Annotated in this window: 7 protein-coding genes; 2 read left to right on the forward strand and 5 right to left on the reverse strand. The window is 63.8% G+C overall.

What is annotated here, in order from left to right; all coding sequences use genetic code 11:
* Positions 1-241 precede the first annotated feature (241 nt).
* Together AB1402_10265 and AB1402_10270 are read right to left on the reverse strand one after the other, a co-directional pair.
* Positions 242-1,171, reverse strand: coding sequence for a TIGR01212 family radical SAM protein (locus AB1402_10265; protein MEW6541969.1), 930 nt, complete (start codon positions 1,169-1,171; stop codon positions 242-244).
* Entirely contained in the window at positions 1,162-1,452 is a 291-nt protein-coding gene (locus AB1402_10270; protein ID MEW6541970.1) for an acylphosphatase, read from the reverse strand. The genes AB1402_10265 and AB1402_10270 overlap by 10 nt, the downstream gene beginning before the upstream one ends.
* Before the next feature lie 108 nt (positions 1,453-1,560).
* Between AB1402_10270 and AB1402_10275 the strand changes: the two genes are divergently transcribed.
* The gene (locus tag AB1402_10275) at positions 1,561-2,460 is read left to right on the forward strand and encodes an ATP-binding protein (GenBank protein ID MEW6541971.1); all 900 of its coding nucleotides are present in this window, start codon (positions 1,561-1,563) and stop codon (positions 2,458-2,460) included.
* On the opposite strand, the gene AB1402_10280 is transcribed toward AB1402_10275, so the two are convergent.
* Positions 2,457-2,960, reverse strand: coding sequence for a macro domain-containing protein (locus AB1402_10280; protein MEW6541972.1), 504 nt, complete (start codon positions 2,958-2,960; stop codon positions 2,457-2,459). The two genes, AB1402_10275 and AB1402_10280, sit on opposite strands and share 4 nt — an antisense overlap.
* On the reverse strand, positions 2,957-3,100 hold the full coding sequence (locus AB1402_10285) for a hypothetical protein (GenBank protein MEW6541973.1): 144 nt from the start codon (positions 3,098-3,100) through the stop codon (positions 2,957-2,959). Before AB1402_10285 ends, AB1402_10280 begins: the two co-directional genes overlap by 4 nt.
* Before the next feature lie 187 nt (positions 3,101-3,287).
* Here AB1402_10285 and AB1402_10290 point away from each other — a divergent pair, with 187 nt between their 5' ends.
* Positions 3,288-4,763 carry an amino acid permease gene (locus AB1402_10290; GenBank protein MEW6541974.1) on the forward strand — a complete coding sequence of 492 codons (1,476 nt, stop codon included), beginning with the start codon at positions 3,288-3,290 and terminating at the stop codon, positions 4,761-4,763.
* A gap of 80 nt (positions 4,764-4,843) precedes the next feature.
* Here AB1402_10290 and AB1402_10295 read toward each other — a convergent pair whose 3' ends face one another.
* Positions 4,844-5,140, reverse strand: a complete 297-nt coding sequence (locus tag AB1402_10295; GenBank protein ID MEW6541975.1) for a hypothetical protein — start codon at positions 5,138-5,140, stop codon at positions 4,844-4,846.
* Positions 5,141-5,362 lie beyond the last annotated feature (222 nt).

A 5,362-nucleotide genomic window follows, 5' to 3' on the forward strand; every position in this document is an offset into this window, starting at 1 on the left:
TGTATACTTGGAGCACGGTTTCAGGGGGTGACATTTTCTCAGGCCACTTTAACGATCTTAAGGGGTGACATTTTCTCAGGCCAAATTAGCGTGTTCTAAGGTGACATTTTCACTGGCCGTTGACAGTTAAATTTTCCTTCGGTGACCTTCAGCAACTTGAGTGCCCCCCCTTGCCTTTACGCTTTCGTTTCCCGCACAAAGCGTGCCCGGCCGGATAATGATCTCCCATCGAGATCAACGGCTATCCGGAGGCGGCGCGGGAACCTTGCACGGTGCCCCTGCGCTCCAATTCCCGGTCGACCGCGTCCAGCACCCCGGTCTTGTCGACGTTCCACCGCGGCGCCGCCAAGAGTTCTCCGTGCAGTACCTCGCCCACCAAGCGGTGAATGGTGAGGCCCGCATCCAGGTGCTCCAGAAAATCGGCGGCCCAGCACGCATACTCCGCCGGTGAAAGCACCGCCACCCGTCCGGCGCGCCACTCGGCTTCGAGCGGCGTGCCCCGGATCACCTGAAGGTGGTGCAACTTCACTCCGTCCACGCCGGCACGCGTGAGGGCGCGTGCGGTTTCCACCGCGTCGGCGGGTGTTTCGCCGGGCAGGCCGAGGATGACGTGTGCGCAGATAAAGATGCCCCGTCCCCGGGTCCGGGCGACCGCATCCAGGAATTGCCCGGCGGTGTGCCCCCGGTTGATCCGTTCGAGGGTGCGGTCGTGAATCGACTGCAGGCCGTACTCCAACCAAACGTGGCGGCGCACGGCGAACGACTCGACCAAATCCAGCACCGGGTCCGGCACACAGTCCGGCCGGGTGCCGATGGCCAGTCCGACCACGTCCGGATGGGCCACGGCGGCATCGTACACCGCCTTCAGCCGCTCGAGGGTCCCGTAGGTTCCCGTATAGCCCTGCAGATAAGCGAGAAATCCGAGCGGCCCCGGGTGGCGGCGGCGCAGGCGGGCGATGGCCGCCGCCGACTGCTCCTCGAGAGAAAGGGCCTGATCCGCGAAAGGGCCGAAGCTGGGATTATGACAGAAACTACACCCGTCAAGACCGACGGTTCCATCCCGGTTGGGACAGGTGAAGCCGGCATCCAGCGGGATCTTGCACACCCGCGTTCCAAACCGTTCCTTCAAGAACCGGCTGAAGGGGTAGTACCGTCTTTGCTTCACTTCCATACCGTTTCACGGATCCCAAAGCCGGAATACTCGCCGGACGGAGGCTGCCATTCGATCTCCACCCGTTTCACTACCGCCCCCGGCGGACCCTGGCGGCACCAGTCGAGAACCTCCTGCACCGCAGAACGGCTCCCTTCCAAGACTCCCTCCACGGCGCCGTCGGAGGTGTTACGCACCCACCCGGTCACCCCATGCTTTTGGGCCTCTTCCAGCATGGCCACCCGGAAGTATACACCCTGCACTTTCCCGGTGATGGTCACTTCCGCCCTGATCTGGGCCATAGGAAACCCTCCTCACCTCACCTTAATAAACCGAATCCGCACCAGGATTGACCGCTCCTTCCGCTCGGGGTTATAATCCAAGCGACGTACACCCTGGAGGTGGAGCGGATGAAATGCAAAGTCTGCCGCGGACCGGCCCTGGCCGGGTTCCCAGCCCACAACGCCAACTTCTGTGCCGAGCACCTGGACCAGTTCTTCCTGCGTCAGGTCGAGAAAACGATCCGCCGCTACCAGATGCTGCAGCCGGGCGACCGGGTTCTGGTCGCCGTGTCCGGCGGCAAGGACTCCCTGACGGTCGTGGACGTCCTCGACCGCCTGGGCTACGCCGTCCAGGGCCTGCACGTCGACTTGGGAATCGGCGACAACGGCTTTTCCAGCGAGTCCTCCGCCGTCTGCCGGGAATTCTTCACCGGCCGCGGGCTGCCCCTGGAAATCTACAGTTTAAGCGAGCGCTTCGGCCGGAGCATCAAGGACGTCGGCCGGCGGTTTGACCGTTTTTGTTCTATTTGCGGGATGACCAAGCGCCACGTGATGAACGCCCGTGCCGTCGAGCAGGGTGTGGCGGCCCTATCGACCGGCCACAACCTGGACGACTTATCCGCGGCCCTGTTTGCGAACCTTATGCGCTGGGACCGGCGCTACCTGGCCAAGGGGCTGCCGACCCTGCCTCCGGAAGGAGGTTTTTGCCGCAAGATCAAGCCGCTGGCCCTGCTTTCGGAGAGGGAAATCACAGCCTACGCCTCATTGCGGGGCATCCGGGTGGTGACCACCGTCTGCCCGTACTCCAGGGAGGCCAAGTTCAAGCGCTACAAAGAACTCCTGACGGCGGTGGAACACCAGTCGCCCGGGACGAGGCGCTCCTTCTACGAGGGGTACGTAAAGACGGTCCCGGTTTTCCAGACCGGCGGGCAGGCCGCACCGGCTCTGGGGCCCTGCGCCGTGTGCCGAATGCCGACCACCGCCCCGGTCTGCACGTTTTGCAAGCTCTGGCGGCCGGCCCCGGCCTAATACCGGGTCCGGGCCGCTTGCAGGCCGTGGTTGACCAGCTTGATGAACTCCCGGTCGATGTCTAAAACAGTGATGTCCAGGTCGTCGACCGGGGCCAGCGCCGAGAGGTATTTCGCGGCCACCTCGATTTTCGGCACCCGTCCGACCCCCGTTCCCAGGGCGGGAAGGCCGATGAAACGGACACCCTGCTCACGGGCCTTGAGCAAAACGGAGTAGAGGCATTGTTCCACGATTTCCGGCGAGGACCGCTGGGCCGGGTGCAGCATCGTCACCGCGTGGTAGATGAACCGGGCCGGCAGCCCGCCGGCCCCGGTCACGTATACCTGTCCGGTCTGCGGCGTTGTTTCCCGGCAGACCCGCACCGCTTCATCCTCGATCTCCACCCCGCCGCGGCGCCTCAGCGCGCCGGCCACCCCGCCGCCCATCACGCCCAGCCCGTTGGCCGCGTTGACCAGTACGTCCGCCTCAAACCTGGTCAGGTCACCGACCCGGGCCCTCATGTGCGCACCCTCTCCCCGGCGAAGGTCAGTACCACCACTGGTTCTTCGCCCAGACCGGATTCGGCGGTCGCCTCGAAGAATTCACGGTGTGCCACCTGTTCGAAGCCATTTACGGCGTGTCCCAGCCATTTAATTCTCATTGCCTCCACCTCTATCCGGGAAGATTCGATAATCAGTCAAGATTTTCCTGCCTCGGCCTTCCTTGGCAAAAACACCGCGACACCGCGGGTTTAGTATTGATAGGCTGGACGGGCCTTATGCGGTGCGCCTCCGGCTCCGGATATCCGGTCCGGAGTTCGTTCATAATAAGCGGTGAGGAATCACCGAATGTCACAAGACTGGAGCCTCTGGCGGACCATACCGCTGGCCGCTCTGTTTGCGGAAAAAGAGAAAAGCGGCCTCCGAAAGAACCTCGGGCCGGTCGACCTGGTGGCGCTCGGTGTCGGGGCGATCATCGGGACCGGCATATTCGTCATGACCGGTGTGGCCGCTTCCCAGTTCGCCGGTCCCGGCCTGATCCTCTCCTTCATCCTCGCCGGTGCCGCCGCCGGGCTGGCGGCCCTGGTTTACGCCGAACTGGCCTCGACCATTCCGGTGGCCGGAAGCGCGTACACGTACACCTACGCCGTCCTGGGCGAGTTCGTCGCCTGGATCGTAGGCTGGAGCCTGACCCTGGGGTACCTGGTCGCCGGCGGCGCCGTGGCCATCGGGTGGAGCGCCTACGTGGTCGAGTTTTTGCGCTCGGTGAACGTGGTTTTGCCGGCCGTCCTGGTAAATCCCCCCGCGGCCGGCGGCGTTGCCAACCTCCCGGCGGTGGCCGTCGCCCTGCTGGTCACCCTGCTGACCGTCCGCGGAACCCAGCAGACCAAGACACTGATCAAGGCCGCGGTGCTCATCAAGGTGGCGGTCATTGTCCTTTTCATCGCCGTTGGCGCCTGGTTTATCGATCCGGCCAACTGGAGTCCCTTCCTGCCGTTCGGCCCCCTGGGAATAGTGCAGGGGGCGGCGATTGTCTTCTTCGCGTACATCGGTTTCGATGCCGTCGCCACCGCGGCCGAGGAAACCAGAAGACCGCAGCGGGATCTGCCATTGGGGATCATCGGCTCACTCATCATCGCCACCGTCCTCTACATCGCCGTAACGGTCGTGCTCACCGGACTCATGCCCTACACCCGGTTGGACACCGCTTCGCCCATGGCCACCGCCCTGCTGCGTGCGGGCATACCGGTGGCCGGCTCGGTGGTGGCGGCCGGCGCCATGGCTGGTATTGCGAGCGTGCTTCTGGTCACGGTCTACGCCCAGAGCCGGATTCTCTTCGCGATGTCCCGGGACGGACTGATCCCGGAAGTGTTCTCCCGGGTCCACACCCGCTTTCGGACCCCCTACGTCAGTGTGTTGACGGTCGGGGCCGCCGTAACATTCGCCGCGGGCCTGCTGCCGATTCAGGTCCTCGCGCAGGTTGCGAACATGGGTACTCTCGCCGTCTTTGTCATCACCTCCGCCGGGGTGCTGGTGCTCCGGCGGACCAGGCCGGACCTGCCGCGCACCTTCAAAGCACCCGGGTTTCCGTGGACCCCGCTCCTGGCGATCGCGGCTTCGACTTACCTGGTCGCAAACCTGCCGTCCCCGGCCTGGGGCCGGTTCGCCGCCTGGATGACCGTGGGCCTCCTGGTCTACTTCCTGTACGGCTACCGCCGGAGCAAGCTGGCCCCCGGGGGCGACCCACCGGGATGGCGCCACCTGCTTGCCGTCCCGGCGGCCAGACCCGGGTCACCCCCGGAGGAGAAAGAAAACCGGGATTAAATCCCGGCTACCTAGGGGCCGGTCTGCTCGAACCCGGCCGTCAGTATATGATGAGGGGGGTCTGGCCTACGACTTAGGACTCACCAATCACTCGGCGCGGCAATCGCCGTCAGGTTCCGGCCGCACTCCTCACAAGCCGCTCCTGGACGATCCATGCTGAATCCGCCGCAGCCGGGACAAACGCATTCCTTGCGGAACGGGAGCTTGCCGCACCGGCCCTGGTCGGGCAAATAGTCGGCACAGCCGCCGCATACTGCGGGGGAGACCCCGTATATCCAACTCTTCTGTTCGTATCCCAGCGGCCGGTAGTTTAAACAGAGCGACGGCCGGGCCTTCTGCGGACCACGAACCGGAAAGAGGTAAATCAGCTCACCCATTTCCAGCCACCTCCCGCCAGTGAACGCTTTCACATGCACCATTCTTAGTATAGGTTACCGGTGTTTGGCTGGTCTGTCAAGGCTCCTGTGAAATTTTTGTTGTTGGCCTGTGATATTGTCACCCCGTAAGCGGTCTGAGAAAATGTCACTCATGAAGAAGGGAGACGTTTTCTTGAAACCCAAGGAAGCCAGGAGACTGGACATCATGGAGCGGGTCCTTGC

The organism is Bacillota bacterium, assembly GCA_040757205.1.
In the GTDB taxonomy this organism is placed as follows: domain Bacteria; phylum Bacillota; class Desulfotomaculia; order Desulfotomaculales; family Desulforudaceae; genus Desulforudis.

Coding starts and splice junctions, on each gene's coding strand:
- AB1402_10265 (MEW6541969.1), bottom strand. CDS start 1,171: ATGGAAGTGAAGCAAAGACGGTACTACCCCTTCAGCCGGTTCTTGAAG.
- AB1402_10270 (MEW6541970.1), bottom strand. CDS start 1,452: ATGGCCCAGATCAGGGCGGAAGTGACCATCACCGGGAAAGTGCAGGGT.
- AB1402_10275 (MEW6541971.1), top strand. CDS start 1,561: ATGAAATGCAAAGTCTGCCGCGGACCGGCCCTGGCCGGGTTCCCAGCC.
- AB1402_10280 (MEW6541972.1), bottom strand. CDS start 2,960: ATGAGGGCCCGGGTCGGTGACCTGACCAGGTTTGAGGCGGACGTACTG.
- AB1402_10285 (MEW6541973.1), bottom strand. CDS start 3,100: ATGAGAATTAAATGGCTGGGACACGCCGTAAATGGCTTCGAACAGGTG.
- AB1402_10290 (MEW6541974.1), top strand. CDS start 3,288: ATGTCACAAGACTGGAGCCTCTGGCGGACCATACCGCTGGCCGCTCTG.
- AB1402_10295 (MEW6541975.1), bottom strand. CDS start 5,140: ATGGGTGAGCTGATTTACCTCTTTCCGGTTCGTGGTCCGCAGAAGGCC.